Origin of the sequence: Pseudoxanthomonas indica (assembly GCF_900167565.1) — a bacterium.
Classification (GTDB): Bacteria; Pseudomonadota; Gammaproteobacteria; order Xanthomonadales; family Xanthomonadaceae; genus Pseudoxanthomonas_A; species Pseudoxanthomonas_A indica.
Map to the genome: position 1 here is coordinate 999,265 of NZ_FUZV01000002.1, position 26,656 is coordinate 1,025,920.

28 protein-coding genes, 1 tRNA gene and 1 other RNA gene are annotated in these 26,656 nt (G+C 66.8%); 21 read left to right on the forward strand and 9 right to left on the reverse strand.

Going from position 1 to position 26,656, the window contains the following annotated elements; genetic code table 11:
• The first annotated feature begins 3 nt into the window (after positions 1-3).
• On the forward strand, positions 4-1,008 hold the full coding sequence (locus tag B5X78_RS15250; RefSeq protein WP_079725396.1) for a beta-propeller fold lactonase family protein: 1,005 nt from the start codon (positions 4-6) through the stop codon (positions 1,006-1,008).
• A 101-nt stretch (positions 1,009-1,109) separates the two neighbouring features.
• On the opposite strand, the gene ffs is transcribed toward B5X78_RS15250, so the two are convergent.
• An RNA gene (gene ffs, locus B5X78_RS15255) (signal recognition particle sRNA small type) lies at positions 1,110-1,206 on the reverse strand.
• 119 nt (positions 1,207-1,325) lie between these two features.
• Complete coding sequence (locus B5X78_RS15260) at positions 1,326-2,003, reverse strand: class I SAM-dependent methyltransferase (protein ID WP_079726223.1); 678 nt, start codon at positions 2,001-2,003, stop codon at positions 1,326-1,328.
• 302 nt (positions 2,004-2,305) lie between these two features.
• Here B5X78_RS15260 and B5X78_RS15265 point away from each other — a divergent pair, with 302 nt between their 5' ends.
• Both B5X78_RS15265 and B5X78_RS18650 read left to right on the forward strand, forming a co-directional pair.
• Complete coding sequence (locus B5X78_RS15265) at positions 2,306-2,602, forward strand: energy transducer TonB (protein ID WP_079725397.1); 297 nt, start codon at positions 2,306-2,308, stop codon at positions 2,600-2,602.
• A gap of 5 nt (positions 2,603-2,607) precedes the next feature.
• Complete coding sequence (locus B5X78_RS18650; protein WP_188444681.1) at positions 2,608-3,093, forward strand: alkaline phosphatase family protein; 486 nt, start codon at positions 2,608-2,610, stop codon at positions 3,091-3,093.
• Positions 3,094-3,141: 48 nt separating this feature from the next.
• On the opposite strand, the gene B5X78_RS15275 is transcribed toward B5X78_RS18650, so the two are convergent.
• Positions 3,142-4,491, reverse strand: a complete 1,350-nt coding sequence (locus tag B5X78_RS15275; protein ID WP_079725401.1) for a sulfatase-like hydrolase/transferase — start codon at positions 4,489-4,491, stop codon at positions 3,142-3,144.
• A gap of 134 nt (positions 4,492-4,625) precedes the next feature.
• Between B5X78_RS15275 and B5X78_RS15280 the strand changes: the two genes are divergently transcribed.
• Positions 4,626-5,324 carry a glutamine amidotransferase-related protein gene (locus tag B5X78_RS15280; RefSeq protein ID WP_079725403.1) on the forward strand — a complete coding sequence of 233 codons (699 nt, stop codon included), beginning with the start codon at positions 4,626-4,628 and terminating at the stop codon, positions 5,322-5,324.
• The gene (locus B5X78_RS15285; protein ID WP_079725405.1) at positions 5,321-5,689 is read left to right on the forward strand and encodes a hypothetical protein; all 369 of its coding nucleotides are present in this window, start codon (positions 5,321-5,323) and stop codon (positions 5,687-5,689) included. Before B5X78_RS15280 ends, B5X78_RS15285 begins: the two co-directional genes overlap by 4 nt.
• 442 nt (positions 5,690-6,131) lie before the next feature.
• On the opposite strand, the gene B5X78_RS15290 is transcribed toward B5X78_RS15285, so the two are convergent.
• Positions 6,132-6,224, reverse strand: a tRNA-Ser gene (locus tag B5X78_RS15290).
• A 142-nt stretch (positions 6,225-6,366) separates the two neighbouring features.
• Between B5X78_RS15290 and dnaX the strand changes: the two genes are divergently transcribed.
• From dnaX to B5X78_RS15310, 4 genes are read left to right on the forward strand one after another with little or no spacing between them, the layout of a single operon-like run.
• Positions 6,367-8,190, forward strand: coding sequence for a DNA polymerase III subunit gamma/tau (gene dnaX / locus B5X78_RS15295; protein ID WP_079725407.1), 1,824 nt, complete (start codon positions 6,367-6,369; stop codon positions 8,188-8,190).
• A gap of 6 nt (positions 8,191-8,196) precedes the next feature.
• Entirely contained in the window at positions 8,197-8,517 is a 321-nt protein-coding gene (locus B5X78_RS15300) for a YbaB/EbfC family nucleoid-associated protein (protein WP_079725409.1), read from the forward strand.
• 7 nt (positions 8,518-8,524) lie between these two features.
• Positions 8,525-9,121 (forward strand): recombination mediator RecR, encoded by a 597-nt coding sequence (recR, locus tag B5X78_RS15305; RefSeq protein ID WP_079725411.1) that lies wholly within the window; start codon positions 8,525-8,527, stop codon positions 9,119-9,121.
• Positions 9,122-9,139: 18 nt separating this feature from the next.
• A complete protein-coding gene (locus tag B5X78_RS15310; RefSeq protein ID WP_079725413.1) occupies positions 9,140-9,499 on the forward strand; it encodes a histidine triad nucleotide-binding protein in 360 nt (119 codons plus the stop codon).
• Positions 9,500-9,546: 47 nt separating this feature from the next.
• On the opposite strand, the gene B5X78_RS15315 is transcribed toward B5X78_RS15310, so the two are convergent.
• From B5X78_RS15315 to B5X78_RS15330, 4 genes are read right to left on the reverse strand one after another with little or no spacing between them, the layout of a single operon-like run.
• On the reverse strand, positions 9,547-10,068 hold the full coding sequence (locus B5X78_RS15315) for a Slp family lipoprotein (RefSeq protein ID WP_079725415.1): 522 nt from the start codon (positions 10,066-10,068) through the stop codon (positions 9,547-9,549).
• Between the two features lie 15 nt (positions 10,069-10,083).
• Positions 10,084-12,036 carry a transglutaminase TgpA family protein gene (locus B5X78_RS15320; RefSeq protein WP_079725417.1) on the reverse strand — a complete coding sequence of 651 codons (1,953 nt, stop codon included), beginning with the start codon at positions 12,034-12,036 and terminating at the stop codon, positions 10,084-10,086.
• A complete protein-coding gene (locus B5X78_RS15325; RefSeq protein WP_079726224.1) occupies positions 12,020-12,952 on the reverse strand; it encodes a DUF58 domain-containing protein in 933 nt (310 codons plus the stop codon). The genes B5X78_RS15320 and B5X78_RS15325 overlap by 17 nt, the downstream gene beginning before the upstream one ends.
• 36 nt (positions 12,953-12,988) lie before the next feature.
• Positions 12,989-13,942, reverse strand: a complete 954-nt coding sequence (locus B5X78_RS15330) for an AAA family ATPase (protein WP_079725419.1) — start codon at positions 13,940-13,942, stop codon at positions 12,989-12,991.
• A gap of 38 nt (positions 13,943-13,980) precedes the next feature.
• Here B5X78_RS15330 and B5X78_RS15335 point away from each other — a divergent pair, with 38 nt between their 5' ends.
• Positions 13,981-15,819 (forward strand): ArnT family glycosyltransferase, encoded by a 1,839-nt coding sequence (locus B5X78_RS15335; protein ID WP_079725421.1) that lies wholly within the window; start codon positions 13,981-13,983, stop codon positions 15,817-15,819.
• Here B5X78_RS15335 and B5X78_RS15340 read toward each other — a convergent pair.
• Positions 15,816-16,388: a Maf family protein gene (locus B5X78_RS15340; RefSeq protein ID WP_176140922.1), complete on the reverse strand. Its 573-nt coding sequence runs from the start codon at positions 16,386-16,388 to the stop codon at positions 15,816-15,818. The genes B5X78_RS15335 and B5X78_RS15340 overlap by 4 nt on opposite strands.
• Positions 16,389-16,541: 153 nt before the next feature.
• Between B5X78_RS15340 and B5X78_RS15345 the strand changes: the two genes are divergently transcribed.
• The 11 genes from B5X78_RS15345 (at position 16,542) to B5X78_RS15395 (ending at position 26,650) form a co-directional block, all read left to right on the forward strand.
• Positions 16,542-17,048: a YceD family protein gene (locus B5X78_RS15345; protein WP_079725425.1), complete on the forward strand. Its 507-nt coding sequence runs from the start codon at positions 16,542-16,544 to the stop codon at positions 17,046-17,048.
• A gap of 57 nt (positions 17,049-17,105) precedes the next feature.
• Complete coding sequence (gene rpmF, locus B5X78_RS15350) at positions 17,106-17,303, forward strand: 50S ribosomal protein L32 (protein WP_079725426.1); 198 nt, start codon at positions 17,106-17,108, stop codon at positions 17,301-17,303.
• A gap of 93 nt (positions 17,304-17,396) precedes the next feature.
• Positions 17,397-18,392 carry a beta-ketoacyl-ACP synthase III gene (locus tag B5X78_RS15355; RefSeq protein WP_079725428.1) on the forward strand — a complete coding sequence of 332 codons (996 nt, stop codon included), beginning with the start codon at positions 17,397-17,399 and terminating at the stop codon, positions 18,390-18,392.
• Between the two features lie 156 nt (positions 18,393-18,548).
• Positions 18,549-19,490, forward strand: a complete 942-nt coding sequence (gene fabD / locus B5X78_RS15360; RefSeq protein ID WP_139381586.1) for an ACP S-malonyltransferase — start codon at positions 18,549-18,551, stop codon at positions 19,488-19,490.
• 63 nt (positions 19,491-19,553) lie between these two features.
• Entirely contained in the window at positions 19,554-20,297 is a 744-nt protein-coding gene (gene fabG / locus B5X78_RS15365) for a 3-oxoacyl-ACP reductase FabG (RefSeq protein WP_079725430.1), read from the forward strand.
• Between the two features lie 148 nt (positions 20,298-20,445).
• Positions 20,446-20,685 (forward strand): acyl carrier protein, encoded by a 240-nt coding sequence (gene acpP / locus B5X78_RS15370; protein ID WP_079725431.1) that lies wholly within the window; start codon positions 20,446-20,448, stop codon positions 20,683-20,685.
• Positions 20,686-20,786: 101 nt separating this feature from the next.
• Entirely contained in the window at positions 20,787-22,028 is a 1,242-nt protein-coding gene (gene fabF / locus B5X78_RS15375; RefSeq protein ID WP_079725433.1) for a beta-ketoacyl-ACP synthase II, read from the forward strand.
• 240 nt (positions 22,029-22,268) lie between these two features.
• A complete protein-coding gene (locus B5X78_RS15380) occupies positions 22,269-23,633 on the forward strand; it encodes an aminodeoxychorismate synthase component I (RefSeq protein ID WP_079725435.1) in 1,365 nt (454 codons plus the stop codon).
• A gap of 322 nt (positions 23,634-23,955) precedes the next feature.
• Entirely contained in the window at positions 23,956-25,023 is a 1,068-nt protein-coding gene (mltG, locus tag B5X78_RS15385) for an endolytic transglycosylase MltG (protein ID WP_229730744.1), read from the forward strand.
• Positions 25,020-25,676 (forward strand): dTMP kinase, encoded by a 657-nt coding sequence (gene tmk, locus B5X78_RS15390; RefSeq protein WP_079725436.1) that lies wholly within the window; start codon positions 25,020-25,022, stop codon positions 25,674-25,676. Before mltG ends, tmk begins: the two co-directional genes overlap by 4 nt.
• On the forward strand, positions 25,673-26,650 hold the full coding sequence (locus tag B5X78_RS15395) for a DNA polymerase III subunit delta' (protein WP_079725438.1): 978 nt from the start codon (positions 25,673-25,675) through the stop codon (positions 26,648-26,650). Before tmk ends, B5X78_RS15395 begins: the two co-directional genes overlap by 4 nt.
• Positions 26,651-26,656: the final 6 nt, after the last annotated feature.

Genomic DNA, 26,656 nt, shown 5'->3' on the forward strand with positions numbered 1-26,656 from the left:
CGCATGGGGACCGTCCGCCGACTGGGGAGTCTGCTGACATTGCTGGCCACGTTCGGCACGGCCTCGGCCGCCGATCTGCTGGTCAGCAACCAGGCCGGCGACAGCGTCTGGCGTTTGTCGGCACAGCACGGACGCCAACTCGGCGAGTTCCGCACCGGCGACTCACCGCACGAAATCGCCGTGTCGCCGGATGGCAAGCGCGCCGTGGTCAGCAACTACGGCGGTGTGCGCAGCGGCAATACGCTGTCGGTGCTGGACCTGCACGGCGGCAAGGCGACCACCACCATCGACCTGGGCTTGAACAGCGCGCCGCATGGGGTGCAGTTCATCGGCGACCACGAGGTGGCCGTCACCACCGAAGGCAGCGGCAACCTGGTGGTGGTCAACGTGGACGAAGGCCGGGTCGAGCGCGTCATCCCCATCGGCAACGGGGTCGGCCACATGCTCGTGCTGTCGGCCGATGATCGCTACGCCTACGTCACCAAGATCGCCAAGGGCACCGTCAGCCGCGTCGACCTCAAGCTGGGCACGGTGCTGCAGGAGCGCGTGGCGGGGAAGGGCGCCGAAGGCCTGGCGCTGCGTCCGGATGCGGCGGAACTGTGGGTGGCCAATCGCGACGAAGGCACGATCACCGTGCATGACCCGAACACCCTGGCGGTCAAGCGGCGCATGTCCAGTCGCGGGTTTCCGCTGCGCATCGCCTTTTCCGACGACGGCAAACTGGCCTTCGTGATCAACTCCGGTGTGTCCGAACTGCTGGTGCTCGATACCGGCACCCGCTTGCCGATCGCCCGCGTGCCGCTGGCGCGGGCGGGGCTGCCGATCCTGGATACCGCATTGGGCCGTGGCCCGCTGCCGATCGGCATTGCCATCGATCCGCGCCAACCGCGTGCCTACATCGCCGTCAGTGGGGTGGACCGCATCGCCGTGGTCGACACCGAAAAATGGCAAGTCATCGACTACTGGGTCACCGGCCGCGAGCCGGGTGGCGTGGTGCTGGTTCGCTAGCGCGCGCCTCGCGGTAACCACGCGCTCATGGCACGGATGCCGTCGCAACGGCAGGACCGAATGAATCGTGGGCTGTTTAGCGAACCCCAAAAAAGGTGATGACCCCGCCGGTTGACCTCGGCGCCTGCATCAGTCAATACCGTTGCTGCCTTCCGGCCCTGGCGGGATTTTCGACCTAGCATCGCGAGGGACCGACGGGGTCACCATAGACGCGGGCCGCAAACTGCGCGGCCCGGGTGCGCGCATTGTACCGCCTCCAGGCCGCCATCGCCTAGCGCCCGGCAAGCGGCCTGCGCCGTACAGGCTTCATGCCACCGCTAACCCGGATTGCGCGCCACCCAGCCGCGGAAGGTGAACCCGGCATAGAACAGCGCCACGTCCTCGAAGCCGGCCTCGTGCAGCAGGGCCTCGTCGTGCTCCGGCGAGAGCGCGGGCAATTTGCTGCCGATGGCGGCAATGGCGTTGGCGGCATTGGCAAACGGCACGCCCGAGGCGGCTGCGAAGGCCGCATAGCGTTGCAGCCAGCGGGTCTTTTCCGGCTCCGATTGCGGAAAGCTGTGGTGCGCCACCACCAGCGGCGCGCCCGGCCGCAACCGTCGGCGAATCTCGCGCAAGGTATGCAGCCGCTCCGGCGCCGGCAGGAAGTGCAGCGTAAGCAGACAGGTCGCCGCATCGAAGGGACCTTCCGGTGCGGTGTCCACATAGCCTTCGTGCAGATCGACGCGCGCCGCCAATTCGCCCAGGGTCGAACGCGCCAACGCCAACATCTCCGCCGACGGGTCGACGCCCACGAAGCGCCAGCCTGCGTGGCCCTCCGCGAATACTTTCAGCTCCAAGCCGCCACCCGCGCCGACCACCAGCACATTGCCATCGGCGGGAGCGTGTTCTGCCAGCAGCACGGTGGTCATCTGCTGCAGGCCGTGGAAGCCGGGCACCTGGCGCACGGGGCCTTCGGCGTAACGGGCGACCGCTTGTGGATCGGTGAAACCGGTCATGGCGTCGCCGCCGCGAAAATCGGGTTCGGGCCAAAGCGATTCATCCACGTCGTGTTGGCGTCCAACCTGGCTCCAGAGATGAGAGGAAACATCCGGCGATCAAATTTTCTGCTGGAGAGCAGGCAAAAGCCAGAGGCCCCGGTACGGGTGCTGCCACCATCCGTTCGGCGCCGACGTGCTGGAAGCTTACTGGTATGTGCAAGCCGGCAAGATGACGCCACCCGCACCGAAGTAACGGCGGTCAACGGCACTACTCCCAGTCCAGCGGCGGCTCCATCGACGACACGCACTACAACGCGCTGATGCGCAAGGTGAAGTGCGACCCGGCCACCTGCAGCGAACGCCCGCGTTTCGCGCGTGGCCGCACGCCGCACTATCCACGCAAGGCTTTCAAGAAGGGACGGTCCGGTGTGGTCAGGGTCCTGTGCGATGTCGCCACCAATGGAAGGGTCGTCAACCTGCGCATTCTCGAGTCGACGTCCGAAGATTTCACCGAGTCGGTCGAGAAAGCCCTGTCCGACTGGCAGTTCGTACCCGCCAAGTTCAATGGCCGGGCACCATCAAGCCCGGAACGGTCTACAACGCCCCGATTTCGTTGATCGACATGTTCCCCACCACGCTCAACGGCAAGAAGTTCAAGGTCAAACTGGACGGATACAACTTCGCGCCGTATTTCCAGGGCAAGGAAAAGAAGGGCCCGCGCGAGTCCGTGTTCTACTTCGACCAGGGCGGCAACCTCAACGCGGTGCGCTTCCAGGATTGGAAGCTGAGCTTTGCCGTGCAGGCGCACGGCAACATCGCCACCGGCTCGCGTACGGTGACCAACTGGGCACTGATTGCCAACCTGCGCATGGACCCCTACGAGCGCGGCATGGAAGACGGCGGCGGCGCGGTGGACTTCCTGGCCCGGCAGATGTGGCTGATCGTGCCGGTGATGGGCGCCATCAAATCGTTCTTCTCCGATTTCATGGACTACCCGTACCAGGCGGGCAGCTCGTTGAATGCAGGCAGCATCAACTACAGCCTGATTCGGCAGACCGATGCGTTGAAACGGCTCAAGGAGTTGGAGTCGTTGCATCCGAGCAGCTGAGTCGGTGCGGCACGAAGAGAACCCCGGCCTGGCCGGGGTTTTCTTTTTTCAAGGCACATGGCCAATCGGTGCACCCGCGGGAGTGAGCGGCTCGCGCTTGACGCTCTCCGCAAACTCGGCCATCAAGCGATTGAAGTGGCTGGCCGTCCAGGAGTGCAGATGCGGCAGGGCGAACGCCTCGCGCTCGTGCGGATCGGTCAGCAGATTGATGACGCGCGGGGTCGCCAGCCGTTGCGGCGGATCGGACAGGTGCAATTGCTGGACGAGCACGAGTTTGAAATCGCGCCACTTCACTCCGTAGAGTTCCGCACCCATCCAGTAGAGATAGCCCTCGCGTTGGGAATGCGCGGCTTCGCCGGTCAACCATGCCCGCTGATCGACTCCATCAATCACCCGGTCCGTGGGCACGTGGACGCCCGCGGCACCCAGTAAGGTGGTGAACCAATCGGTGATATGCATGATGTCGTTGCTGACCTGGCCCGACGGGATCTGTCCGGGCCACTGCACGATGCAGGGCGTGCGCAGGTTGCCTTCGCCTCCTGCGAAGTAGGAGCCGCGCCACGCACCGGGTGAACCCCGCCATGCGGTGACTTCCTCCGGACCGTTGTCGCCGGCAAAGACGACGATGGTGTTGTCGCGCACGCCAGTGGCCTCCAGCAACGCCAGCAGCTGGGCAAAATCCGCGTCCAGCTCGGCCAGGCTGTCAGCCCATGGACCGTTGCCGGTGCGGCCTTCGAACTCCTTGCGCGGCAACACCGGCATGTGCATGAGTGAGTGATTGAAGTAGACGAAGAAGGGCGCACCGTTGTCGACGCAGCGGGTAATGAAGTCGTTCGTCCTTTTGAGGTACTCGGCATCGCAGTCGCGCCTGACATCGAGGGTCAGTTGTTCGCGTTCGTCGGGAGCGGCCTGTCCCTTGCGTATTTCCAGCATGCGCGACACCGGATCGCGGGCAGGGTCGTACCAGGGATCGGCGGGCCAGAGTGCTTCGTCGTATGTGCGTGGCGGTCCATACCACTCGTCAAATCCCTTGTCGGTGGGCCAGCGTCCGGGGCCTTCGCCCACATGCCACTTGCCGTAGGCCGCGCAGGCGTAGCCTGCTTCGGACAAGGCGTCGGCCAAGGTGCGCTCCCAGCGCACCAATCCCCAGCCGGCCTCCGCTCCGATGGGTACGCTATGAGTGCCAGAACGGATGGCGTGCCGGCCGGTGAGCAGCGCCGAACGACTGGGCGTGCATTGCGCTTCGGGCGCGAAGTTGGTCAGCCGCGTGCCGCCCCGTGCGAATTCGTCGATGTGTGGCGTCCATGTGCCGCGAAACGGGCCGCCGGTGTAGCAGCTCAACTCGCCGCAGCCCAGGTTGTCGACCTGGAAATAGAGGATGTTGGGTTGGCTGGCCATGCGCGCACCTCCGGAGCTCCAGTCTGGACGGTGCGCGCGGCGGCGTTCCAGCGTGGTCCTGCTTAGCAGATGCCAGTAGAACTACTGATCTCAGCCGTTATAGTGGGCTTTGGATACCTGAGCCGGACCGAGGCATGAAACAAGCACTCGCCCTGCGTCATGTCGACTTCGAAGACCTCGGCACCCTGGCCGGAGTACTGGAGCAGCGCGGCTACCACATACGCCATGCCGACCCCGCGCGCGACGATCTGTCCGCGCTGCGCCGCGAGGAACCCGACCTGCTGATCGTGCTGGGCGGCCCCATGCGCGCCACCGACGTGGCGGGGTATCCGTTTCTTGGCGAGGAAGCACAGTGGCTGCGCGATCGCCGCGCGGCCGCGCGGCCCTCCATTGGCGTCTGCCTGGGCGCGCAGGTGATGGCCGTGGCGGCCGGCGGCGACGTGGCGCCGATGGGGCTGAATGAAATCGGCATGGGCACCGTCAGCATCACGCCGGCCGGGCAGGGGACCTTGCTGCGGCTGCTGGCCGATGCGCCGGTGCTGCATTGGCATGGGGATGGGATCGCGCTGCCGGCCGGTGAGGTGTCGCTGGCTTCGACCGGGCCATGCGCTGTGCAGGCGTTCGAGTTGTCGGGGCATCAGCTGGGGCTGCAGTTCCACCTGGAAGCGGATCTGGATCGGATCACCGAGTGGACGACGGGTCATGCAGAAGAGGTGGCGCAGGCGGGGCTGGATGGCAAAGTGATTGCGGCGGCTGCGAAGGCCCAGGCCCAGGCCATGAAGGCAGCGTCGGAGGCTTTCTTCGCCACCTGGCTGGATGGGTTGCCGGCATGAATATCTGGGTGATTCTCTGGCTGGCCGTGGGCTACGTTGCCAGCTTCTTCTTCCTGCCTGGTCTGCTGCGGGGCAGCGAGCGTGGCTGGGAGAAGTGGGGACTGGCGGTGATGTTGTTCGTGCCCTTCCTGGGGCTGCTGATCTACCTGTTCCTGCGCGAGGATGTGCCGCCGCAGGATCCGAACATGCGGGCCCCGGGATCGCGTGGGGTGTACACGGATCGGATGATTGCGATGCGGTCTTTCTACGAAGACGCGTTCAAGGAACTGGAGGAGAAGGTTGCCAGTAAGGCCGTTGCTGAAGAGACGACGGTGGATGACGATGAGCATGCAGCGGAAGGGGATGATTCGTCGCCGAAGCGGTAAAGGACAATGGCAGACATGGGAGTCTCAGCATGAGGAATTTCCTGTTTCTGATCGTCGTGGCTGTGATGGCGTGGTACGGCTGTTGAGCTTCGAGAAGGCGTAAGTGATGTATTACCGGCATGTGCAGTACACGTACTTCGCGCCGTGGCTATTCGCGGATGACTGCACGCAAGGGATTGGCGTCTGGTTTCTCCCCGACGGATCGCGCAGGCGGTGTATGCCGAAGCGGTGCAGTGTCCGAAGTGGAGGCGGTGAGCCTGGCGGGGATTTCTTGAACTGAGAGTGGGGGATTCATTCTTCGCTCCGCTCCTCACCCCTTCGGGGCGGCTTCGCCGTGCAATCGGCTGCGCCGATTGTCGAACCGAGGGGGTTCTCATCAAACTCCCCTCTCTCCGCCAGATACGAAAAAGGCCCCCTTTCGGGGGCCTTCGCTTTTCGTATCTGGCGGAGAGAGGGGGATTCGAACCCCCGAAGCGCGGTTTAGACGCTTACACACTTTCCAGGCGTGCTCCTTCAACCGCTCGGACACCTCTCCGGATCCTGCAGAGGGCCGTGTGGCCTTCTGCAGGGCCGCAGATTCTAGCCTCCGGCGCGCCGGCCCACAAGCAGAACCGCCGCGAACGCCTGCTGGCGCGGCCGGGCGCGGTGGGCTTGACCGGCCATGGCACAATGTCGGCATGTCCTATCTCGTCCTCGCCCGCAAGTGGCGTCCCAAGCGCTTCGCCGAGCTGGTGGGGCAGGAACACGTGGTCCGCGCGCTCACCAATGCGCTGGATACCGGCCGCGTCCACCATGCCTTCCTGTTCACCGGTACCCGCGGGGTCGGCAAGACCACCATCGCGCGCATCTTTGCCAAATCGCTGAACTGCGAGAAGGGCACCAGCGCCGATCCCTGTGGTGAATGCGGGGCCTGCCGCGATATCGACGCCGGCCGCTACATCGACCTGCTGGAAATCGACGCCGCCTCCAATACCGGCGTGGACGATGTCCGCGAGGTCATCGAGAACGCGCAGTACATGCCCTCGCGCGGCAAGTTCAAGGTCTACCTGATCGACGAAGTGCACATGCTGTCCAAGGCGGCGTTCAACGCGCTGCTGAAGACGCTGGAAGAGCCGCCGGAACACGTCAAGTTCCTGCTGGCCACCACTGATCCGCAGAAGCTGCCGGTGACCGTGCTCTCGCGCTGCCTGCAGTTCAACCTCAAGCGCCTGGACGAGCCGCAGATTGGCGGTCAGATCACCAGAATCCTCGCCGCCGAAGGCATCGAGGCCGACGAAGGCGCCGTGCGCCAGATCGCCCACGCCGCCGATGGCAGCCTGCGCGACGGCCTGTCGCTGCTGGACCAGGCCATTGCCTATGCCGGCGGCGCGCTGCGCGATGACGGCGTGCGCACCATGCTGGGCACGGTCGACCGCACCCAGGTCGGCGCCATGCTCGATGCGCTGGCCGAAGGCGATGGCGATCGCCTGTTGAAGGTCATCGCGGCGCTGGCCGACTTCTCGCCCGACTGGGACGGCGTACTCGATGCGCTGGCCGAAGCCCTGCACCGCGTGCAGGTGCGGCAGCTGGTGCCCGGTGCGGCCACCGAGCTGGAAGGCATTGATGCCGACAACTTCGCCGAGCGCCTGCGCCCGGAAGTGGTGCAGCTCTGGTACCAGATGGCCCTGGGTGGCCGTCGTGACTTGCCGCTGGCGCCGAGTGCGCGCGCCGGCTTTGAAATGACTGTGCTGCGCATGCTGGCCTTCCGTCCCGCCGCAGGCGGCGAGGGCAAGCGTGAGGCGGCGCCGGCGAATGCTGGCAGTGGTCGCGCAACTGCTTCAACGAGCACGGCGTCTGCCGCGCCGACTGCCAGCGCCAACACCGCATCGGCTCCAAAACCTGCAAGCCCGGCCACCGTCGCGCCCGCCAACGGCCATGACAGCCCGCCCTGGCCGGAACCGGAAGCCACGCACCAGCGCCAACCGATTGCGCCGTCGCAGGCCACTGCGCCGCCGCCGGTCGAACGCGCCGCGCCGGTTGCGCCGCGTCCTGCGCCCGTCGCGACGCCGGCGGCTACGGCCCCCACCAACGAACCCGCCGCGGTCGAAGCCAGCTTCTCCTCCGACATCGGCATCACCAACGCCGAAGTCTGGCTGCACTTCGCCAGCAGCAACGAGCTCAAGGGCGCGACCCGCCAGCTGGTGGAAAACGCGGCCTTCGCCGGCTACTCCCACGGCGTGCTGCAACTGTCGCTGGACGCGGGCTTCGACTACCTGCGTTCGGATCGCGCGGTGCGCGACCTGGGCGAAGCCATCGCGCAGCGTTACGGCGTAGCGCCGAAAATCAGCTTCCTGGGCGCGGCCCAGGGCAGCGAGACCTTGCGCCAGCGCAGCGACCGCGAGCGCGGCGAGCAGCAGGTCTCGGCCGAACAGGATTTCCTGCAACACCCGGACGTGCAGCGCCTGATGCAACAGCACGGCGCCAAGGTCGTCCCGGATTCCATCCGTCCTTACGAAGAGTAGAAAGTCATGCGTGGAAACATCGCTCAGCTCATGCAGCAGGCCCAGAAGATGCAGGAGAACCTGCAGCGTGCGCAGGAAGAACTGGCCAAGCTGGAAATCACCGGCAACGCCGGCGGCGGCATGGTCAGCGTGACCCTCACCGGCGCCAAGGAATGCCGCAAGGTGCGCATCGATCCGTCCGTGCTCGGTGACCAGGAAATGCTGGAAGATCTGGTGGCCGCTGCGTTCAATGATGCCAGCAACAAGATCGACGCCGAATCCAAGTCGCGCATGGGCGCCGCCACCGCCGGCATGCCGATGCCGCCGGGCATGAAGCTGCCGTTCTAAGGCGCGCATGAGCGCTTCGCTGCTGGAACAACTGATCGAGTCGTTACGCGTGCTGCCTGGCGTGGGCCAGAAGACCGCGCAGCGCATGGCCTACCATTTGCTGGAGCGAGAACGCGAGGGTGGCAGGCACTTGTCGGCGATCCTGGCCGAGTCGATCGAGAAGATCGGTCACTGCGCGCAATGCCGCGATTTTACCGAGGGCGAGCTCTGCGCCATCTGCGCCAGCGGCAGCCGCGATCGGCATCTGCTGTGCTGCGTGGAGTCGCCGGCCGATCGGCTGGCGATCGAGCAGGCCACCGGCTACCGCGGGGTGTATTACATCCTGCAAGGGCGGCTGTCGCCGCTCGATGGCATCGGCCCGCGCGAGCTCGGCCTGGACAAGCTGGGCGAGCGCTTGCAGCAGGGCGAGGTCAGCGAGCTCATCATCGCCACCAATCCCACCGTGGAAGGCGAGGCCACCGCGCACTACCTGGCGCAGCTGGCCCGCCAGCATGGCGTCACCCCGAGCCGGCTGGCACATGGCGTGCCGCTGGGCGGCGAACTGGAATACGTGGATCGCGGCACGCTCTCGCATGCCTTCGGTTCGCGCAGCGAAATGGTCTGATCACCCAGGACACCGACGATGGCTGACAACAACACCCTGTTCGGCAAGATCATCCGCCGCGAAATTCCAGCCACCATCGTCTACGAAGACGACGACGTGCTGGCCTTCAAGGACATCGCCCCGCAGGCGCCGGTGCACGTGCTGTTCGTGCCGAAGAACGAGCTGATCCCGACCATGGATGATCTGCAGCCCGCGCAGGCCGCGCTGGTCGGCAAGCTGGTCCTGGCCGCCGCCGAATACGCGCGCCGCGAAGGCTTTGCCCAGGACGGCTATCGCGTGGTGATCAATTGCCGCGAGCATGCCGGGCAGACGGTGTTCCACCTGCACCTGCATCTGCTGGCAGGCGGCCATCTGGGCCGCTTCGGTACCCCGCACTAGCAAAAAAAAGCCGCCCGAAGGCGGCTTTTTTCAATGCAGCTGGGCGATCACCACCAGCCCCAGTAACCCCAGCGCGGGCCCCAGTACGGGCCATACCACGGGTCATAGAAGGGCGAACCGATCACTTCCACTTCGCGCACTTCCGGCCACAGGTACACCACGTCGGCGTTCAACTTGGGCAGGCGGGCGTCGTACTCACCGATGCGGGTGACTTCGTAGCCATCCACGCGTCCAACGAAGGTCACGTCACGGCCTGGCGCGAACACCGCCGGATCGTAGAAGCCGGCGCGGCAGGCGAGGAAGCGGCCCTGGGTGGCGTCGGGCGAATCCGATGACGGCCGGCCGGTGCCGGTGAGCGGACGCGAGACCAACTGGAAGCAGGTGGCATCGGCGCGCGGCGTGGTCTCGATGATGCGACCGCCCCAGCGCACCTGCGCGCCGACCTGGGCATTGGCCACGGCATCCTGCGGCGTGACCTCGGTAAACGTCCCCTGCAACGGCTTGGGGGCAGTGGCACAGGCACCCAGCAGGGCGACGGTACCGGCAAGGCAGAGCAGTCGAAGCTTCATGGCGTAACTCCCGGGTCAGGGTCGGTGGCGGCGCAAGTCGCGCAGCAACACCGACATGTCGCTATGAGCCGCAGCGTAACGTGAATCGGCGAAACGTTGGCTGAGTGAAACCAGGTCTCCGGCCTCTTTTCCGCGCGTGCTCGCCACCCGCTGCGCCCAGGTCAGCGCGGGCTCATGCGCCAGCGGTGCCAGACCCAGCCGGGTGTAGCGACGGCCGAGTCGATGCCAGGCGCGCAGCAGCGGGTCGGGCTCGCGTTCGCCGCGCGCCAGCAGCCAGCCCATGCCGGCCAGTACCAGCGTGGTGACCACGGCGAACATCACCGCCAGCCGGCGCGTGTCCAGTTCGCGCAGGCCCCAGTCCTGCAACATCCGCGACTGCCGGCGCGCGTCAAAGCCCAGCACCATGTCGTTCCAGCCGCGGCGCATCCAGTCGCTCAGCTGCGCCCAGGTGCGGCCGTTGGCGAAGCCCTGGCCAGCGGCGCCCTGGCGGTCATCCACGGTGTCGTAGATGCGTTCGGGCGCCACCGCCGCAGTCGGGTCCACCCGTACCCAGCCGCGACCGGCCAGCCACACTTCGGTCCAGGCATGGGCGTCCTGGTTGCGCACCACCCAGTAGTCGCCAAAGGGATTGCGCACGCCGCCGGCGTAACCCACCACCACCCGTGCCGGCACCCCGGCCGAGCGCATCAATACAGTGAAGGCCGAGCTGAAGTGTTCGCAGTAGCCGGCCTGCTGGTCGAACAGGAATTCGTCGGCGCCGTCGCGGCCGGGCAGGGGCGTGTCGAGGGTGTAGGCGAAGTCGCGGCGTATCCACGCCAGTGCGCGGTTGACGATGGCCGTATCGGCGGCGACGCCGTTGCCGGCCTGCTGCCGCCACTGTTCGCCCAATGCGCGGGTGCGCGGGTTCAGTCCCACCGGCAGCAACAGGGCACGGGTATACAGCTCGCGCGGCAACCGGCTTTCAAACACCAGCGGCGGCGAGGACTGCACCCGCCACTGGGTCAGCGCGGTCATCGGCCGTGCGGCGATCAGCGCGTTGTCGTGATCCAGGCGTGCGCCCGGCGGCGCGGACGCGGGCAGATCCAGTGCCACCAGCCAGGGCTGCTCGTTGCCTTCCACCGCCATGCTGTAGTCCCAGCGCAGCGCGGCCGAACGCACCTCGGCCGGTTCGCGCGCCGCCACCGACGGCGCCCGCGTCCACTCGCGTCCGTCGAAATCCCAGAACACCATCCCGCGCCAGTACATCTGCTGCTGGCTCGGCGCAGGCCCGAAGAACTGCACGCGCAAGGCCGGCGTGTCATCCGACATCAGGTCCAGCCAACCGCCGGGCGACATGCGATCCGACAGCCCCGGCGTGGCCAGGGCTTTGCCGGGCACGCCCCAGAGCGGTTCGGCGAAGCGCGGGAACAACCAGAACGCGGCCAGCACCAGCGGCATGCCGATCAGGATCAAGCGCGCCACCGACCACAGCCGCTGCCGCAGCGCCACCTGCAGGCGTTGCCCGCGTGCTTCGAACTCGGCCAGCCGGCCCAGCGCCACCAGCGCACCCAGCACGCCCAGCGCCGAGAGCAGCAAGGTGGTCGGGCCCTGGTCCAGCAGGAAGGCGGCGAACGGGGCGAACAAGGCGAAGGCCAGCAAGCTGCGTGCATCACGCAGGCTGCCGGTCTCACTGGGTTTGATCGCCAGCATCGCCGCCAGCAGCGCGCAGCCGGTATCGCGACCAAACTTCCAGCCCATCGCGCTGGAAACGGTCAGCAGAATCGCGATGGCCAGGACGAAGCGCAGCAGTGCCGGCATCGGTCGCCGCCAGGACAAGGCGGCCGTAATCACGGCCAATGCAGCGCTGCCCAGCGCCACGCTCAGCGGCAGCTGCAACAGCAACGGCAACAGGCAGGCTGCGGCAGCGGCCAGCGTCCATGCGCGGCTGCCGGCGTCCAGCGAAGGGCGGGCGTCAGCGCTGGTGTTCATGCGGCATCAGCGCCAACGCGCGCAGGCAGAGGTGACGATGGCCCACCCCCTGGCCGGGTCCCAGAGGAGGCTGCCCGGGCAGGTGCAGCCGATAGCGGCGACCTTCGCGCTCGGCCTGCATCACCCAATGGGTCAGACGTGCGATGCGCTGCTCGTAGCCCAGTCCGGCGAGGTCGGCAAAACGCAGATCGACTTCGCGACCCACCGCCTGTTCGAACTCGCGCACCAGCAGTTGATCGCGGCGTGCCGATGCCTTCCAGGCAATCGCGCGCAGCGAGTCGCCGGGACGATAGCTGCGCAGATGGTGGACGTCATCGCCGCTGGCGCGCAGCCGCGCGCGCGCGCCGCCGCCTTCGCTGTCGGGCAGCGCCGGGCCCTGCACTTCGGCGGCCGGGTACACCAGCAGCTGCAGTTCCGGCCAGAACCAGGCCCAGGCGCGTGCCAGTCCCAACGGTTGCGTGGTGGCCACGCCGATGCGCCCCAGACTCAGCCAGCCACGCCGCTCGGTGGCGATGGCCAACACCGCCACGCCGGGTTCGGTGGCCGCGAGATCAAAGTGCGCGTGTGCGTCCAGCGCCTGCAGCTGCAGGCCCGGGCGGGCGCGGCGATCACGCGAAGAGAACGCCAGGCTCACCGGCAAGGGTTGGCCGGCCGCGACCGGCTCGGCCGCCACGGCGTCCAACTGCAGCCCGGATAGCTGCAGGTGCGCGGCAATCAGGCTGGCCAGGCCGGTGGCGCCCAGCAACAACGCCAGCAGCAGCGCCGGATTGTTGTTGTAGTTCAGCGCGCCCATCAGCATGGCCATCACCAGCACGGCGAAGAACAGGCCGAAGCGGGTGGGCAGTACATAGACGCGGCGCCGATCCAGGCGCACAGGCAAGGTTTCGCTCTGGCGCGGACGCGCCAACAGCTGCATGCGCTCCCGCCAGCGGCGGCGCGGCACCGGTTTCAATCAGTCCACCGACACCGCATGCAGGATCGCCTTGGCCAGCACCGCGGTGGAATCGGCCTCGGCTTCGGCCACCAGCCGATGCGCGGCCACCGCGGTAAACAAGGCCTGGATGTCTTCCGGCAGCACATGGCTGCGACCCAGCAGCAGGGCGTAGGCACGCGCGGCGCGCAGCAGGGCGATGCCGGCGCGCGGCGACAGCCCCACGCGCACGCCGGGATGCTGGCGGCTGCGATGCATCAGCGCCTGCACGTAGGTGATCAACGCATCGCTGGTGTGGATCTGATCCACCGCCGCGCGCAAGGCCAGCACGTCATCGGAGGAGAGCAATGGCATGGTCTGCGCAATCAGCGCACGCCGATCCGCACCGGCCAGCAGGGCGCGCTCGGCTTCGGCGCCCGGATAACCCAGGGCCAGCCGCAGCAGGAAGCGATCCAGCTGCGAATCCGGCAGCGGGTAGGTGCCGGACAGATCCACCGGGTTCTGCGTGGCGATGACGAAGAACGGTTCCGGCAGGCTGTGGGTGATGCCGTCCAGGGTCACCTGGTGTTCGGCCATGGCTTCGAGCAAGGCGCTTTGCGTACGCGGCGGCGCGCGATTGATTTCGTCGGCCAGCAGCACCTGGGTGAACACCGGCCCCGGATGGAACTGGAACTGCCGCGACGGACCGTCGTACACCGACACGCCCAGCACGTCGGCCGGTAGCAAATCCGAAGTGAACTGCACGCGCTGGAAACTCAATCCGAGGCTTGCGGCCAGCGCATGCGCCAAGGTGGTCTTGCCCAGCCCCGGCAGATCCTCGATCAGCAGATGCCCGCCCGAGAGCAGCGCGACAAAGGCCAGCCGCACTTCATAGGCCTTGCCCAACACCAGCGCATTGACTTGTTCCTGTGCGCGCTTCAGGGCGGCGCGCAGTTCATCGGATAGCATGGGCAGCGGTGGCGGCGTGGCGGACATCGATGAGCCTGGCGATGAGTTCAATGGAGTGTAGCGGGATGCAGGACGCAGAGCGTCACAAGCGATGGTTCCTGGCGATCTGGATCGCGGCAACCGTGATCAAGGTCGTGATCGCCGCGCGCCTGCCGTTGTTCGTCGACGAAGCCTTCTACTGGCAGGAAGGCCAACACCTGGCCTGGGCCTACTCGGATCTGCCCGGACTCAACGCCTGGCTGGCGCGCCTGGGCAGCGACATCGGTGGCACCCACGTGCTGGCGTTGCGCGCGCCGTTCCTGCTGCTGGCGGCCGGCCTGCCATGGCTGGTCATCGCTGCGGCCCGCGACGTCGGCCAGCGTGCGCTGGCCTGGCAGGCGGGAATGTTGACCGTGCTGATGCCGTTGTCGGGCATGTTGGGTCTGCTGGCGCTGCCGGATGTGCCGATGGCGGTGGCCAGCGCGTTGTGCCTGTGGGGCGGTGCGCGCCTGCTGGCGCGGGTGGATGCAGCCGGCCTTGCCTTGCTTGCAATGGGTCTGGTGATCGGCGCCCTGAGCCACTACCGCTTCGTCGGCGTCATCGGCGTCGGCCTGCTGGCGTTGCTGTGGTTGCCGCAGGGGCGGCGCCTGCTGCTCGACTGGCGCGTGTGGTGCGTGCTGGCGATAGGCGCGGCGGCGTGGTGGCCGTTGCTGTCGTGGAATCTGGCACATGCCGACGCCGGCCTGCGCTTCCAACTGGTGGATCGCCATCCCTGGTCATTCCAATGGACCGGCGCGTGGTTCGTGATCGTGCAGGCGCTGCTGGTCACGCCGCTGCTGTTCGCCGCGTTGCTGGCGCTGTCGGCACACGCGCTGCGCGGCGTTCCCGCGATGCCGCTGCAGCAACGCTATTTGGGTTTGCTGGGTGCGTTGTCGACGCTGGGGTTCTTCCTGCTCGGTTTTTTTGCCGACGTGGAGCGGGTGAGTTTCCATTGGCCGCTGCCCGGCTATCTGGCCCTGCTGGTGATCGCGCCGGCCTGGCTGCAACAGCGCAGCGCCGGCTGGCGACGGCTGTGCTGGGGCCTGGCTGCGCTGGGACTGGCGCTGGTGTTTGCCGGCTACGCGATCGCCGCCACCTCGTCGTTGCGTGAGCGTTTCGCCGCCGAGAAGTGGTATCCGTACAACTTCGCCGGCTGGTCGCAGCTGGCCGATGCCGTGCGCGAAGAACAGGCGCGTTTGCCCGCCGGCACGCCGCTGCTGGCCGGCAGCTTCAAGATCGGCGCGGAGTTGGGCTTCGCCCTGGATGATCCGCGCATCCGCGTGCTCGATCATCCGCTCAACCACAAGCATGGCCGCGCGCCACAACTGGCCTTGTGGGGTTTGCAGCAGGACGCAAGGTCAGCCGGGCCTGCGCTGCTGATCCTCGGCAGTGGCGAGGTGCAGTACAAACATCTGCTGGCCTACTACCACCAGGTCTGCGAACAGGTCGGGCCATTGCCGCCGCCGCGGGTAATCAACATCGATCACGGTGCGCAGCGCTTCCTGTTGTTCAAGCTGCCGGCGCAACGTGCACAGGGCGAGTGTGTGGCGCCGGCGATGGCGTATCTCGATCAGCCGCGCAGCCATGCGCAGGTGGGCGCGCAGTTCGAGGTGCGCGGCTGGGCCTTCAAGGAAGGCGTGGGCTTGCGCGCGGTGGAGGTGTTGCTGGATGGCAAGCCGGTGGCCAGCGCGCAGTACGGCCGCGAGGAACCGGGTGTGGCGGGCTATTGGAAGATATCCAATGATCCGCAGCACCCGCGCGTGGGGTTTTCGGCGCGGGTGGATGCATCAGCGCTGCCCGCTGGCCGGCATTGGCTGGGCCTGCGATTGCATGGCAACGATGGCAGCGTCGAAGAGTGGGAAGAGCTGCCCGTCGACCTCGACTAGGGCAACGCGAAGCCGGCTTCGCGCAGCAGGCGGGCCAGTTCGATCAGCGGCAGGCCGACCAGCGCGGTCGGGTCGCGCGATTCGATCGCTTCGAACAGGCTTATGCCCAGGCCCTCGCTCTTGAAGCTGCCGGCGCAGTCGAACGGCTGCTCCAGATCCACGTAGCGGGCGATTTCCTCCACGCCCAGAGCGCGGAAGCGCACCGTGGTCACGTCCTCGGCCAGCAGGATCGGGCCCTGCTCGCGCTGCAGGCAGATGCTGGTATGGAAGCGGATGGCCTGGCCGGACATCGCCGTCAGCTGCGCCAGGGCGGCATCGCGGTTGCCCGGCTTGCCGACGGGCTGGCCTGCCACTTCGGCTACCTGGTCGGCGCCAATCACCCAGGCTTCGGGATGCTGGGCGGCAATGGCGGCGGCCTTGGCCTGGGCCAGCCGACGCGCCAGCCCGGCCGGGTTTTCCCCGGGCAGCGGGGTTTCGTCCACTTCCGGGCGGGCCACCCGGAAAGGCACCCGCAGCCGGTCCAGCAGTTCGCGTCTGTACCGGGACGTGGAGGCAAGCAGGAGTGGCATCATGGCGGCGGCCCTGGGGGGCGGGCAGGGGAACCGACTCGGGTTCCGGGCCTCCAGTCTGACCAGCCGGACGGCCCGGCGGCAATCCCCATGTCCGCTCCGTGAAGGCGGCGTTTGACAGTGCCCGGCCGAGTCCTTAACATTCAGCGGCTTATGTCCGCGAATACGCCCGAGATGTTGGATGCTTGGCGCATGGTCGCGGCACGGCGCAGTTTCGAAGGTCGCCTGCCGCTGTCATCCATGACGCGCTTGCAGAGCCTGCTGAACGATACCGAAGGTGATGCACGCTACACGATCGAATTCGATCGCGACGCGCTGCAGGTGCCCTACGTGGAAGTGAGGATCGAAGCGCAGCTTCCGCTGGTTTGCCAGCGCAGCCTGCAGCGGTTCCTGCTTCCCGTCAGTGTCGTGCAGCGGTTGGGCCTGGTGCGCGACGAAGCCGATGAGGCCGGGTTGCCACCTGATTACGAAGCGCTGCTGGTGCCGGACGACGGCATGCTGCACCCCAGGGATCTGGTGGAGGACGAACTGGTCCTCGCCGTTCCCGCGGTCCCGCTGGAACCGGGATCCGAAGCGGTGGAGCGTGACTGGTCGCCGCAGCAGGAAGAACTCGCCAAGGTCAATCCGTTCGCCGGATTGGCCAAGTTGAAGAAAGACTGATCGCAGCCGCGGTCAGATGTCCAATCAGATCATCAGAGTTAGAGCTGGAGCAATCCCATGGCAGTGCAGAAATCCCGAGTCACCCCGTCCCGTCGTGGTCAGCGCCGTTCGCACGACGCCCTGACCGCCAAGCAGCTGTCGACCGACCCGACCAGCGGCGAGATCCACCTGCGCCACCACGTGACCGCCGACGGCTACTACCGTGGCAAGAAGGTCATCGCCACCAAGACCGCCTCGGCTGTCGAAGAAGATTGATGTCCGCCGGACGCGCCTGCCTGACGGCCGGCGCGTCTTTCGCCATCGTCGTGGTCACCAGGGCCCCGTTGCGGGCCAGCAACGGGAGCGGGCATGAGCCAGCCGCAGTCTAACGGGCGTATTTTTTCGCGCATCGCCGGTACCGGCAGCTACCTGCCCGAGAAATTGCTCACCAACGACGACCTGGCCAAGCTGGTCGATACCAGCGACGAATGGATCCAGAGCCGCACCGGCATCCGCGAGCGCCATATCGCCGCGCCGGGCCAGACCGCAGGCGATCTGGGTTACGAAGCCGCCCTGCGCGCGATTGAAGCCGCCGGCATCCAGGCTACCGACATCGACATGATCGTCGTGGGCACCACCACGCCGGATCTGATTTTCCCGTCCACCGCCTGCCTCATCCAGGCCCGCCTGGGCGCTGATGGCTGCGCCGCGATGGACGTCAATGCCGCCTGCTCGGGCTTTCTCTACGCCCTGAGCGTGGCTGACAAGTTCATCCGCTGCGGCGACGTCAAGACCGTGCTGGTCATCGGCACCGAAACCCTCAGCCGCATCGTCGACTGGACCGAGCGCACCACCTGCGTGCTGTTCGGCGATGGCGCCGGCGCCGCCGTGCTCAAGGCCGACAGCGAGACGGGCATCCTCAGCACCCACCTGCATGCCGATGGCAGCAAGAAGGAACTGCTGTGGAATCCGGTCGGCGTGTCCGCCGGTTTCAATCCGGATGCACCGCAGCAGGGCATGCGCATCAACATGAAGGGCAACGACGTGTTCAAGTACGCCGTCAAGGCGCTGGACTCGGTCGTGGACGAAGCGCTGGAAGCCAACGGCCTGGACAAGCACGAGCTGAACTGGCTGATTCCGCACCAGGCCAACCTGCGCATCATCGAAGCCACCGCCAAGCGTCTGGACATGTCGATGGACAACGTCATCGTCACCGTCGACAAGCATGGCAACACCTCGTCGGCTTCGGTGCCGCTGGCGCTGGATGCGGCGGTGCGTTCGGGTCGCATCGAGCGTGGCCAGCTGGTGCTGCTCGAGGCCTTTGGCGGCGGTTTCACCTGGGGCTCGGCGCTGCTGCGCTACTGAGCCAACGGTTACGCCGGCAACAAGAAAACGCACGCTGCCAAGCGTGCGTTTTTCGTTATGCGGGCCGCTTCTACACAGCCCGCATACGCCTGAGTACAGACAATCCGGCAGGTTCGCCCGTATCATCGCCGCTCGATTTTTCGACCAGGTACCTTCGTGGCTTCCAACGCACTGTCTTTCGTGTTCCCCGGCCAGGGCTCGCAGTCGCTCGGCATGCTGGCCGAACTGTCCGAACAGCATGCCCTGGTGCGCGAATCCTTTGCCGAAGCCTCCGATGGCGCCGGCGTGGATCTGTGGGCGCTCTCGCAGGGTGGCCCGGAAGAAATGCTCAACCGCACTGAGTACACCCAGCCGGCCCTGCTGGCCGCAGGCGTGTCGGTGTGGCGCGTGTGGCAGCAGCAGGGCGGCACAACGCCGGCCGTGCTGGCCGGCCACAGCCTGGGCGAGTACACCGCGCTGGTCGCCGCGGGCGCGCTGACGTTGCGTGACGGCGCCCACCTGGTGCGCCTGCGCGGCCAGCTGATGCAAGCCGCCGCGCCGGAAGGCGTGGGTGCGATGGCGGCCGTGCTCGGCGCCGAAGACGACATGGTCGCCGAAGTCTGCCAGCAGGCTTCCGACAGCCACACCGTGGTGCCGGCCAACTACAACTCGCCGGGCCAGATCGTGATCGGCGGCGACACCATCGCGGTCGATCGCGCCATTGCCTTGCTCGGCGAACGTGGCGTGCGCAAGGTGGTGAAGCTGGCCGTCAGCGTGCCCTCGCACACGCCGCTGATGCGCGAAGCCGCCAACCAGCTGGCCGAAGTAATGGCCGGCCTGGACTGGCGCGCGCCGTCGCTGCCGGTGGTGCAGAACGTCGATGCGCAGGTGCATGAAAGTGTCGACGCCATCCGCGATGCGCTGGTGCGCCAGTTGTACTTGCCGGTGCGCTGGACCCAATGCGTGCAGGCGCTGGCCGCGCGCGGCGTCACCCAGGTCGGCGAATGCGGTCCGGGCAAGGTGCTGAGTGGATTGATCAAGCGCATCGACAAGAGCCTGGATGCGCGCACACTGGGCAACGTGGGTGAGCTGCAGGCGGCACTGGCCGAATGGGCCTGATCGCCGCCCGCGCACACGCCGCATCCTTCTGACGCAACGCCCCACATTTTTCGAGGTCGCATCATGAGCAAACCCCTGCAAGGCGAAATCGCCCTGGTCACCGGCGCCAGCCGTGGCATTGGCGCGGCCATCGCCGATGAACTCGCCGCACAGGGCGCCATCGTGATCGGCACGGCCACCTCGGCCGGCGGCGCGCAGGCCATTGGCGAACGCCTGTCCGAACGCGGCGGCCATGGTCGCGAACTCAACGTCACCGATGCCGCTGCGCTGGAAGCGCTGATCGATGACATCAGCAAGCAGATCGGTCCGATCTCGATCCTGGTCAACAACGCCGGCATCACCCGCGACAATCTGCTGATGCGCATGAAGGACGAGGAATGGAATGACATCCTCGACACCAACCTCACCAGCGTCTACCGCACTTCCAAGGCAGTGATGCGCGGCATGATGAAGGCGCGCAAGGGCCGCATCATCAACATCGCCTCGGTGGTGGGCGTGACCGGTAATCCCGGCCAGACCAACTACGCCGCGGCCAAGGCCGGCATCATTGCCTTCAGCAAATCCTTGGCCAAGGAAATCGGCAGCCGCGGCGTCACCGTCAATGTGGTTGCGCCCGGTTTCATCGACACCGACATGACCAAGGCCCTGCCGGACGACGCCAAGAGCGCACTCATCGGACAGATCGCCCTGGGTCGCCTGGGCGAACCGGCCGACATCGCCCGCGCGGTGTCGTTCCTGGCTGGCCCGGCCGGCGCCTACATCACCGGCGAAACCCTGCACGTCAACGGCGGCATGTACATGCCCTGAGGTAAAAAATAGCGTTAAGTGGTTGATTCGGTGACAGTTGCCAAACCCTGCCAGCCGCCATCGGTTTCCACTACACTATCCCCCGGTTTGCCGCGCCCGCGTGGCAAAATCCAACTAGTCACCCAATCTCCGTCTGGAGCGATATCCAATGAGCAGCATCGAAGAACGCGTCAAGAAAATCGTCGTCGAACAACTCGGCGTTAAGGAAGAAGAAGTCACCAACAGCGCATCGTTCGTCGATGATCTGGGCGCCGACTCGCTGGACACCGTTGAACTGGTGATGGCGCTGGAAGAAGAATTCGAGTGCGAGATTCCGGACGAAGACGCCGAGAAGATCACTTCGGTGCAGCAGGCCATTGACTACGTCAAGGCGCACGTCAAGGCGTAATGATTTGCCCGCAAGGGAACGTGCCGGGGCCGCGAATGCGGCCCTGCGCATGTGTGGGGTAAGCAACACCGAACACCTTCAACCGCATCGAGGAAATTTCCATGAGCCAACGTCGCCGAGTCGTCATCACCGGTATGGGCCTGGTCTCGCCGCTGGGCAATGACATGGCCAGCAGCTGGGACGGCATCGTCAATGGCCGCTCCGGCATCGGGCATGTCACGTCCTTCGATGCATCGCAGTTCACCACCCAGATTGCCGGCGAGATCCGCAACTTCGATCCCACCACCTTCGTCTCGCCCAAAGACGCCAAGAAGATGGATCCGTTCATCCACTACGGCATCGCCGCGTCGTTCATGGCGCTGGATGATTCGGGCCTGGAGATCACCGAAGCCAATGCCGAGCGCATCGGCGCGATTGTCGGTTCCGGCATCGGCGGCATCCACGGCATCGAAGAGCAGACCATCAAGCTTCACGAAGGCGGCCCGCGCAAGGTCTCGCCGTTCTACGTGCCCAGCACCATCATCAACATGCTGCCCGGCCAGCTGTCGATCCTCAAAGGCCTGAAGGGTCCGAGCTTCTCGGTCGTCTCGGCCTGCGCCACCTCCAACCACTCCATTGGCGTGGCCATGCGCACCATCCAGTACGGCGATGCCGACGTGATGGTGGCCGGCGGTGCCGAACTCGGCTCCTCGCCGACCTCCATGGCCGGCTTCTGCACCATGAAGGCCATGTCCACCCGCAACGACGAGCCCACCAAGGCTTCTCGTCCCTGGGACAAGGACCGCGACGGCTTCGTGCTGGGCGACGGCGCCGGCGTGCTGATCCTGGAAGAGTACGAACACGCCAAGGCGCGCGGTGCGCGCATCTATGCCGAACTGGTCGGCTTCGGCTCCAGCTCCGACGCCCACCACATGACCGCACCCAGCGAAAACGGCGAAGGCCCGGCCCGCTGCCTGGTGGCCGCGCTCAAGGACTCGGGCCTCAATCCGGAGCAGGTGGAATACCTCAACGCGCACGGCACCTCCACGCCGCTGGGCGATCTGGCCGAAACCCTGGCCATCAAGCGCGCGCTGGGCGACCACGCCTACAAGATGATGGTCAGCTCGACCAAGTCGATGACCGGCCACCTCCTGGGCGCGGCGGGCGGTGCGGAAGCGATCTTCTCGGTGCTGGCGATCCACCACGGCATCATCCCGCCGACCATCAACCTGGACGAAGCCAGCGAAGGCTGCGATCTGGATTACGTGCCGCACACCGCGCGCGAGAAGAAGATCGACGTGGCCGTGTCCAATGGCTTTGGTTTTGGTGGCACCAACGGCACGTTGGTGTTCAAGCGCATCTAAAAAGCGGGCCCTCACCCCAGCCCTCTCCCGCACGCGGGAGAGGGGGCACGAAGCCGGCCCTCACCCTGGTCCTCTCCTGCAAGCGGGAGAGGGGGCACATGATGTTTCGGCTTTCCCCTTCTCCCGCTTGCGGGAGAAGGTGCCCGCAGGGCGGATGAGGGCAAGCCGCTCGCGCGATGAGGGCAAGCCACCCGCGCCACCCATCCGAAAGTCCCAAGCGCAAATGCGACAATCACCGCCATGATCCTGTCCCAAGCGCTCCCCCCCGACACCGACCTGCTCGCGCTGCATCGCCGCGATCCCCAGCGCTATCCCGTGCTGCTGGAATCGGTCGCCTCCGGCACCGTGCAAGGCCGCTGGGATCTGCTGCTGATGGCCGCACCCGGTGACGGCTTCGTCCTGCACCACGACGGCCTGCGCGACCTTGCCGGCAACACAATCGAACACGGCTTCCTCGACGAACTCGATGCCCGCTGGCAATCCCGGCGCATCGATCGCGAAGAACCGCGCTGGCCATTCCGCGGCGGCTGGGCGCTGCTGCTGAGCTACGAACTGGCGGGCGAAGTGGAACCCGTCCTGCAGCTGCCACCACGCACCGACCCCGATGCCATGCCCGTGGCCGTGGCGCTGCGTTGCCCCGCTGCGATCCTGCGCGACCGTGGCACCGGCGATTGCGTGGCCGTGGCCGAACCCGGCAACGAAGCGCTGCTGGAACAACTGCACGCCGATCTCGCCGCGCCCGCCATCGCGCCGCTACCGGCATGGCGCGCCCCCGATGCCATCGACGAAGACCCACCGCAGCGCTTCACCGATGGCGTCACCCGCATCCTCGACTACCTTGCCGCGGGCGACGTCTTCCAGGTCAACCTGTCGCGCGCCTGGAGCGCGAAGTACGCCGCACCGCTGGCACCGGCCGCGTTGTATGACCGCCTGCGCAGCGCCAATCCCGCACCGTTCGCCGGCCTGTTCGCCGGCGACAACTGGGCCGTGGTCAGCTCCTCACCCGAGCGTCTGGTCTCGGTGCGCGGCGAGGTGGTCGAGACGCGCCCGATCGCCGGCACCCGCCCGCGCTTCCCCGGCGATGACGATGCCGCGCGCATCCGCGAACTGGTCGGCCATCCCAAGGAACGCGCCGAACACGTGATGCTGATCGATCTGGAGCGCAACGACCTGGGCCGGGTCTGCACGCCCGGCAGCGTGCAGGTCGATGAGTTGATGACGGTCGAGAGCTACGCCCACGTCCACCACATCGTCAGCAACGTACGCGGCCACCTTCGCAGCGACGCCACTCCGGGCGATGTCATCCGCGCCACCTTTCCCGGCGGCACCATCACCGGCTGCCCCAAGGTCCGCTGCATGCAGATCATCGGCGAACTGGAACAGGTCGCCCGCGGCGCCTACACGGGTGCGTTCGGCTGGCTCAACCGCGACGGCGACCTCGACCTCAACATCCTGATCCGCAGCGCCGAAGTGTTGCCGGCCGGGCAGGGCAGCGAAGTGCGCTTCCGCACCGGCGCCGGCATCGTCGCCGACTCCGATCCGGACAAGGAGCTGGACGAAACCCGCGCCAAGGCCCGCGGCCTGTTGAAGGCGCTGGAACCCTGATCGAGCCACGACGAACCGAGAAGGGACTTCGCGCTGTCCCCTGAACGACGGGCTTCGCGCGATCCCCTTTGGGAGGGGCTTCAGCCCCGAACCACGCAGCAACCCAGCCCCCGATCAATCCGCTACCTGCAGCGGCATCCAAACAAGGGATGGCGTTTCCCATGCAGATGAAGCCCAACCTCTGAGAGCTTCGGGGCTGAAGCACCTCCTACAGAGGTGAAGCCCCTTCTACAGGGCTTTCGCTTCGTCCTGGCCTGTCAAGAATCGCGGCTGCCACCTCCAGCAGGTATCCTGCCCCCTTCTCCCTGATTACGAGACGCCCGTGGCTTCAGGCTGCAAGCGCGGTTGCCGCACCATCGCCCTCACCCTGTTGTTGCTGATCCTGGCCGGCGCTGCCGCAGGCGCGTGGTTCTGGCAGCGCTACAGCAGCTTCGCCGACCAGCCCCTGCAGCAGATCACCCAGCCCACCTCGGTGGAAGTGGCCAGCGGCGATTCTTTCGCCCGCGTGCTGCGCAAGATCCGCGCGCAGGGCGTCACCGCCGGCAATGATCTGGAATGGCAGGCGTTGGCGCGCCAGCTCGACGCCGCCGGCAAGCTCAAGGTCGGCGAATACGCCCTGGCTCCCGGCACCACCCCGCGCGATCTGCTGGTGCGCATGCGCGACGGCAAGACCCTGCAATTCCGCTTCACCATCGTCGAAGGCTGGAACATCCGCCAACTGCGCAACGCGCTCAAGGCCGCCACCCCGCTCAAGCAGCAGACCGCGGATCTGGACGACGCCGCGCTGATGAGCAAGCTCGGCTTCGCCGGCCAGCATCCGGAAGGCCGCTTCCTGCCCGAGACCTACGTCTACACCAGCAGCGAATCCGACTTCGACGTGCTCAAGCGCGCCCACGAGGCGATGGACAAGGCGCTGGCCGAGGCCTGGAAAGATCGCGACCCGCAAGCGCCGCTGTCCTCGCCGGAAGAAGCGCTGATCCTCGCTTCCATCGTCGAAAAGGAAACCGGCATCGCCGAAGAACGCCCGGCCATTGCCGGCGTGTTCGCACGCCGCCTGAAAATCGGCATGCGCCTGCAGACCGATCCCACCGTGATCTACGGCATTGGCTCGCGCTACGACGGCAACATCCGCAAGGCCGACCTGCTCACCGACACCCCGTACAACACCTACACCCGTGCCGGCCTGCCACCCACGCCGATCGCCATGCCCGGCGTGGACGCGCTGCAGGCGGCGGTGCAACCCCAGCCCGGCAACGCCCTGTATTTCGTGGCCGTGGGCGATGGTAGTGGCCGGCATGTATTCACCGGCTCGCTGCAGGAACACAATGCCGCCGTGGCGCGCTACCTGGTGACGCGCCGGCAGACTCTGGACAAGGCGAAGCAGCAATGAGCCCCGGCATCCTCCGCCACCCGCATTTCATCAGCCTGGAAGGCGGCGAGGGCGCGGGCAAGACCAGCGCCATCACCGCCCTGCGCGAACAACTGCAGGCACGCGGCCACGAGGTGGTGCTGACCCGCGAACCCGGCGGCACCCCGCTGGCCGAACGCATCCGCGAGCTCATCCTGCAACCGCAGGGCGAAGCGCTGGTGCCCGACACCGAACTGCTGCTGGTGTTCGCCGCGCGCGCCCAGCACGTGCAGCAGGTGATCCGCCCGGCGCTGCAGCGCGGCGCGTTCGTGGTGAGCGATCGCTTCACCGATTCCAGCTATGCCTACCAGGGCGAAGGCCGCGGCCTGGACCCGGCCTGGATTGCCGAACTGGAAAAGCGCGTGGTGGGCCTGCAACCCAGCCTGACCCTGCTGCTGGATCTGGACGTACGCGAAGGTCGCGCCCGCACCGCCGGCCGCGACCTGTGGCCGGACCGCATCGAGAGCGAGCAGGACGATTTCTTCGAACGCGTGCGCCAGGGTTACCGCAACCGCGCCGCCGCCGATCCGCAACGCTTCCGCCTGATTGACGCCAGCCAATCGCCGCAGCAGGTGGGCGAGTCCGTGCGCAACGCCATCTGGCAATGGCTGGAAACCCTGGACACGCTGGTATGAGCGAGACCAACAGCCACGACACCGAGTTCTCGCCCTGGCAACAGCGCGCCTACGATCACGCCGTGGCCGCGCTCGACGCCGGTCGCCTCGGCCATGGCCTGCTGATCTGCGGCCCGTCCGGACTGGGCAAGCGCGCGGTCGCCGAACGCCTCGCCCTGCACGTGCTTTCCGGCGGCGATCACAAGGTGGCCGTGCGCACCCGCCAGCTGATGACCGCCGGCACCCATCCGGATCTGCAGATCGTCAGCTTCATTCCCAACAAGGAAGGCACGCGCCTGCGCACCGAGATCGTGATCGATCAGGTCCGCGATCTCTCGCGCAAGCTTTCACTGACGCCGCAATACGGCGTGGCGCAGGTGGCGATCATGGATCCCGCCGACGCCATCAACCGCTCCGCCTACAACGCACTGCTCAAGACCCTGGAAGAACCGGCTCCTGGCCGCTACCTGTGGCTGATCAGTGCGCAACCCGCGCGCCTGCCGGCCACCATCCGCAGCCGTTGCCAGCGCCTGGAATTCCGCCTGCCGCCGCGCGCCGAATCACTGGCCTGGCTGCAAGCCCAGGGCCATGTGGCCGCCGCCGCCGAAGAAGCGCTCGACGCCGCCCGCGGCCATCCCGGCCTGGCCGATGAATGGCTGCGCGGCGACGGCCTGGCCCTGCGCCGCAAGGTCATGGCGGACCTGGAAGCACTGGCGCGCGGCAAGGCCGGCGTGGTCGAGACCGCCCAACGCTGGGCCGGCGACGAGCTCGCCGACGATCGCCTGCGCCATGCCGCCGACCTCGTGCTGGCCCAGGCCAGCGGCTTGACCGAACCGGCGCGATTGAACAAGCTGGCGGCGTGGTTTGACCTGGCGAACCGGACCCGGGATCTGCTCCGCACCACCGTGCGTGCCGACCTGGCCATCGCCGAACTGCTGCTGGCGTGGACGCGCCAGGCCAGCGAAGGGGCCGCTCGCCCGGCCCGCAACGGATAAAGGAAG

Coding starts and splice junctions, on each gene's coding strand:
- acpP (WP_079725431.1), top strand. CDS start 20,446: ATGAGCAGCATCGAAGAACGCGTCAAGAAAATCGTCGTCGAACAACTC.
- B5X78_RS15315 (WP_079725415.1), bottom strand. CDS start 10,068: ATGAAGCTTCGACTGCTCTGCCTTGCCGGTACCGTCGCCCTGCTGGGT.
- B5X78_RS18650 (WP_188444681.1), top strand. CDS start 2,608: ATGTTCCCCACCACGCTCAACGGCAAGAAGTTCAAGGTCAAACTGGAC.
- rpmF (WP_079725426.1), top strand. CDS start 17,106: ATGGCAGTGCAGAAATCCCGAGTCACCCCGTCCCGTCGTGGTCAGCGC.
- B5X78_RS15325 (WP_079726224.1), bottom strand. CDS start 12,952: ATGCAGCTGTTGGCGCGTCCGCGCCAGAGCGAAACCTTGCCTGTGCGC.
- B5X78_RS15310 (WP_079725413.1), top strand. CDS start 9,140: ATGGCTGACAACAACACCCTGTTCGGCAAGATCATCCGCCGCGAAATT.
- B5X78_RS15320 (WP_079725417.1), bottom strand. CDS start 12,036: ATGAACACCAGCGCTGACGCCCGCCCTTCGCTGGACGCCGGCAGCCGC.
- B5X78_RS15285 (WP_079725405.1), top strand. CDS start 5,321: ATGAATATCTGGGTGATTCTCTGGCTGGCCGTGGGCTACGTTGCCAGC.
- fabF (WP_079725433.1), top strand. CDS start 20,787: ATGAGCCAACGTCGCCGAGTCGTCATCACCGGTATGGGCCTGGTCTCG.
- B5X78_RS15260 (WP_079726223.1), bottom strand. CDS start 2,003: ATGACCGGTTTCACCGATCCACAAGCGGTCGCCCGTTACGCCGAAGGC.
- dnaX (WP_079725407.1), top strand. CDS start 6,367: ATGTCCTATCTCGTCCTCGCCCGCAAGTGGCGTCCCAAGCGCTTCGCC.
- B5X78_RS15340 (WP_176140922.1), bottom strand. CDS start 16,388: ATGCCACTCCTGCTTGCCTCCACGTCCCGGTACAGACGCGAACTGCTG.
- B5X78_RS15355 (WP_079725428.1), top strand. CDS start 17,397: ATGAGCCAGCCGCAGTCTAACGGGCGTATTTTTTCGCGCATCGCCGGT.
- B5X78_RS15380 (WP_079725435.1), top strand. CDS start 22,269: ATGATCCTGTCCCAAGCGCTCCCCCCCGACACCGACCTGCTCGCGCTG.
- fabG (WP_079725430.1), top strand. CDS start 19,554: ATGAGCAAACCCCTGCAAGGCGAAATCGCCCTGGTCACCGGCGCCAGC.
- recR (WP_079725411.1), top strand. CDS start 8,525: ATGAGCGCTTCGCTGCTGGAACAACTGATCGAGTCGTTACGCGTGCTG.
- tmk (WP_079725436.1), top strand. CDS start 25,020: ATGAGCCCCGGCATCCTCCGCCACCCGCATTTCATCAGCCTGGAAGGC.
- B5X78_RS15275 (WP_079725401.1), bottom strand. CDS start 4,491: ATGGCCAGCCAACCCAACATCCTCTATTTCCAGGTCGACAACCTGGGC.
- B5X78_RS15335 (WP_079725421.1), top strand. CDS start 13,981: ATGCAGGACGCAGAGCGTCACAAGCGATGGTTCCTGGCGATCTGGATC.
- B5X78_RS15250 (WP_079725396.1), top strand. CDS start 4: ATGGGGACCGTCCGCCGACTGGGGAGTCTGCTGACATTGCTGGCCACG.
- B5X78_RS15345 (WP_079725425.1), top strand. CDS start 16,542: ATGTCCGCGAATACGCCCGAGATGTTGGATGCTTGGCGCATGGTCGCG.
- B5X78_RS15395 (WP_079725438.1), top strand. CDS start 25,673: ATGAGCGAGACCAACAGCCACGACACCGAGTTCTCGCCCTGGCAACAG.
- B5X78_RS15330 (WP_079725419.1), bottom strand. CDS start 13,942: ATGTCCGCCACGCCGCCACCGCTGCCCATGCTATCCGATGAACTGCGC.
- B5X78_RS15265 (WP_079725397.1), top strand. CDS start 2,306: ATGCGCAAGGTGAAGTGCGACCCGGCCACCTGCAGCGAACGCCCGCGT.
- B5X78_RS15300 (WP_079725409.1), top strand. CDS start 8,197: ATGCGTGGAAACATCGCTCAGCTCATGCAGCAGGCCCAGAAGATGCAG.
- B5X78_RS15280 (WP_079725403.1), top strand. CDS start 4,626: ATGAAACAAGCACTCGCCCTGCGTCATGTCGACTTCGAAGACCTCGGC.